Here is a 3,910-nt window from a genome sequence, read left to right as displayed (position 1 = left end):
CATTCCCACAAAACCCAAGACACCTACCCCCTAACCTCTAATCTCTAACCTCTAATCTCTAACCTCTAATCTCTAATCTCTAATCTCTAACCTCTAACTTCTAATCTCTAATCTCTAACAAAAACGGTGGCCTGAGCCACCGTTTTTTATACATTAAAAATTAATTACCAAATTTTTACACGCTCTGCTGGGGCGATATACATTTTGTCGCCTTCTTTTACATCAAACGCTTGGTAAAACTCCGGCATATTCGACAAAATCCCAATTACGCGGTAATGACTAGGTGAATGAGGGTCTGTCATTAAGCGGTTACGTAGCTCTTCATCACGATATTTACGGCGCCAAATTTGCGACCAGCCCATAAAAAAGCGTTGCTCGCCAGTGTAGCCATCAATCACTGGTGCTTTACCATCGCCAAGTGATAATTGGTATGCAGTATAAGCAACCGTTAAGCCACCTAAATCACCAATATTTTCACCTAACGTAAGTTGGCCATTAACGCTGGCATCTTCGAATGGTTTGTACTCGTTGTACTGCGCCACTAACTGCCCTGTACGTTCTTCAAACTGCTTAAGGTCTGACTCGCTCCACCAGTCACGTAAATTGCCGTCACCATCATACTTAGCACCTTGGTCATCAAAACCATGGCCCAATTCATGGCCAATTACTGCACCAATGGCACCGTAGTTAACCGCATCATCAGCTTCTAAGTTAAAAAATGGCGGTTGTAAAATTGCCGCAGGGAATACTATTTCGTTATTCACAGGGTTGTAGTAAGCATTTACTGTTTGTGGTGTCATGTGCCACTCAGAGCGATCAACTGGCTTACCTAACTTGTCGATCATATCCGCATAAGCCCACTCACTGTGGCGAATATAATTACCGACCAAATCATCGGCATTAATGCTTAACTGTGAATAGTCTTTCCAGTTATCTGGGTAACCAATTTTTGGCGTAAACTTGTCGAGTTTTTCTTTCGCGGCAAGCTTAGTTTCAGGGCTCATCCATTCTAGGTTTTCAATTGCTACAGCGTAGCCTTTGATCACGTTATCAACTAACTCTTCCATGCGAGCTTTCGCTTCTGGTGGAAAGTTTTCTTTAACGTAAACTTTACCTAAAATCTCGCCTAATACTGCGTTAGAAGCATCAACAGCTTGCTTCCAAAGTGGCGCTTGCTCTTTTACACCACGTAATGTGGTGCTATAAAAATTAAAGTTTAAATCAACCAATTCTTTATCTAGCACACCGGCATAGTTGCTTACTAGGTGGAATTTTAAATACTGTTGCCACGTTGCCAAGTCTGTTGTTTTATAGATATCTGCAAATTTTTCAAAGTAGCTCGGTTGGCTAACAATAATGTCGGCAGTATTCACGCCTGACGCTTTAAAGTATTCAACAAGGTCAAACTCACCGGTTAACTTGCTTGCGTCAACAACGCTCATTTTATTGTAAGACTTGGTTGCATCACGGCTTTCAACACGCGTCCACTGTGCTTCGGCAATGCTAGTCTCTAGGGCAATAATAGCTTTGGCAGCTTCGTCTGCATTTTTAACACCAGCGTGGGTTAAAATATCAGTCACGTAAACTTGATACTGCGCACGGATCTTAGTGAACTTTTCGTCATCTTTTAAGTAATAGTCACGATCAGGTAAACCCAAACCTGATTGATAAGCATATAAGGCATTTTCGCTAGAATTTTTAGCATCGTTATTTACATACCAACCAAATGGCACGGCACCGCCTTGCATGCGAATTTTAGCCATAAGCGCCACTAAATCTGACTTATTTTTTACGTCATCAATTGCAGCTAAAGGCGCATTTAACGGGGTAATGCCTAGCTCATTACGTTTTGCTTCATTCATGTAGCTTTTAAAGAATGCACCTAATTTATACTCATCAGTGCCCTCTTTAACTGCGGTATTTGCAGCCGCTTTTTCAAGCACAATTTTCATTGCTTGTTGCGAATCATCGTATAACTGTGAGAACGAACCATAATTAGACTTATCGCCTGGGATTTCGGTACTAGCTAACCATTGGCCATTTACGTGATAGTAAAAATCGTCTTGAGCACGGACCGACTTGTCCATATTTGCTAATTCAATACCTGAATTAAGCTGCGTTGTAGGTGCGCTAACTTGAGCGACTTCGATTTTTTTTGTGGTTTCTTGTTTATCGCCGCAGCCGACTAACCCCAAAGCAAGTGCAATACTTGCTGCAGTAAGCGTTACTTTTTTCATGATTGTCTCGTTTGTTAGTTATCGTTTGAATATTCAGCCACTAAAAAAGTATTGAACTAGAATATTCGGTAGCCCATCTTAAACCTGTTCAATGCAACAATAAACCGATAAGCCAAAACAGACGTTTTAAATATGTAACAAAGTTTGTAAGCGCGAGCTTAGCTTTTAATTTTGCTCGTTTTACCCTAACCTTGTTTCTAATTTATATAATTAAAATAAGGACGACGATGAAAATTATCCACCATGGAGCGGTGAACGGAGTTACAGGCTCTTGCCACCAGCTAGACTACGAGCAACACTCAGCGGTATTGATTGACTGCGGGTTATTTCAAGGTGAAGATTCAGGGCCAAGTTTGGCTATCGACTTTGATATATCAACAATTACAGCGCTTATTGTTACACATTGCCATATTGATCATGTTGGCCGCATTCCTTATTTATTCGCTGCTGGTTTTGCAGGCCCTATTTTTACCTCACAAGCATCGGCCAGTTTATTACCCTTAGTTATTGAAGATGCACTTAAAGTTGGCGTAACGCGGGATCAAAAAATTATCAACGCCTGTTTAAGCCTACTCAATAAGCGCATAACCGCTGTCGCATTTAATAACTGGTTTTATTTACCCAGTAACCACAACGAGCCAACCGCAAAAGCCCGCTTACAACGCGCGGGGCATATTTTAGGCTCAGCTTATGTTGAGATTGATATAGGTAAAAAACCAAACACACATAGAGTTGTTTTCTCTGGAGATTTAGGCGCCCCACACACTCCATTGTTGCCGTCACCAAAAGCACCTTATAAAGCAGACACATTAGTGATCGAATCAACCTATGGTGATAAAAACCATCAAGGCCGAAAAGAACGTACACAAACTCTAAAAACAGTCATTGAAAAAGCCGTGGCCGACAACGGCGTTGTGTTAGTACCCGCTTTTAGCATTGGCCGTACCCAAGAGCTGCTATATGAACTAGAGCAAATAATTCATAGCGCTGCTAAAAACTCACCTTGGCGCAATTTAGAGGTGATAGTTGACTCTCCCATGGCGGCTAACTTTACTGTTGAATACCGTAATTTCAAAACATTATGGGATGATGAAGCCAAAAAGCGCCTAGCCAAGGGGCGTCATCCATTAAACTTTGCACAACTACATACCATTGACAGCCATAAAGAGCATATCGCCGTTATTAATTATTTAAGTAACCGCAAACAACCAGCCATTATTATTGCCGCCAGCGGCATGTGCACCGGCGGTCGAATCGTCAATTATTTAGAGCGCTTTTTGCCCGATAAAACCACCGATGTCATTTTTGTAGGTTACCAAGGCCGCGGTACGCTTGGCCGCGACATTCAAACCTACGGCCCAAGTAATGGTTATGTTCATATAAACGATCGCAAGATCACCATTAACGCAGCAATACACACTATCAGCGGCTACAGCGCCCACGCAGATCAAAATGGTTTAATTAAATTCGTAACCGGCATGCGTAAAAAGCCAACATTAATAAAAATTGTTCACGGTGACGAAAATGCAAAACAAGCATTAGCACAGAAATATAAAGAGATTCTAGGAGAAGGGACTGAAATTGAAATAGCACAGTTAAGTGACGGGCTTTGAGTTACGGGTTACGGGCTACGAGTTACGGGCTTCGGGTTGCGGGTTTCGGGTTTCGGGTTT

2 protein-coding genes are annotated in these 3,910 nt (G+C 41.9%); one reads left to right on the top strand and one right to left on the bottom strand.

The genetic code is table 11. The features are described from left to right. Nucleotides 1-164: 164 nt before the first annotated feature. Entirely contained in the window at nt 165-2,237 is a 2,073-nt protein-coding gene (locus CWB85_RS00715) for a M13 family metallopeptidase (RefSeq protein WP_138553798.1), read from the bottom strand. Between the two features lie 227 nt (nt 2,238-2,464). On the opposite strand from CWB85_RS00715, the gene CWB85_RS00710 reads away from it, so the two are divergent. Beyond that, nucleotides 2,465-3,850, top strand: coding sequence for an MBL fold metallo-hydrolase RNA specificity domain-containing protein (locus tag CWB85_RS00710; RefSeq protein WP_138553797.1), 1,386 nt, complete (start codon nt 2,465-2,467; stop codon nt 3,848-3,850). The last annotated feature ends 60 nt before the right edge of the window (nt 3,851-3,910 follow it).

The organism is Pseudoalteromonas sp. S1727 (assembly GCF_005886375.1).
Taxonomy (GTDB): Bacteria; Pseudomonadota; Gammaproteobacteria; order Enterobacterales; family Alteromonadaceae; genus Pseudoalteromonas; species Pseudoalteromonas haloplanktis.
Note: the sequence above shows the minus strand (reverse complement) of the source record. Positions and strands in the feature narration are given on the sequence as shown.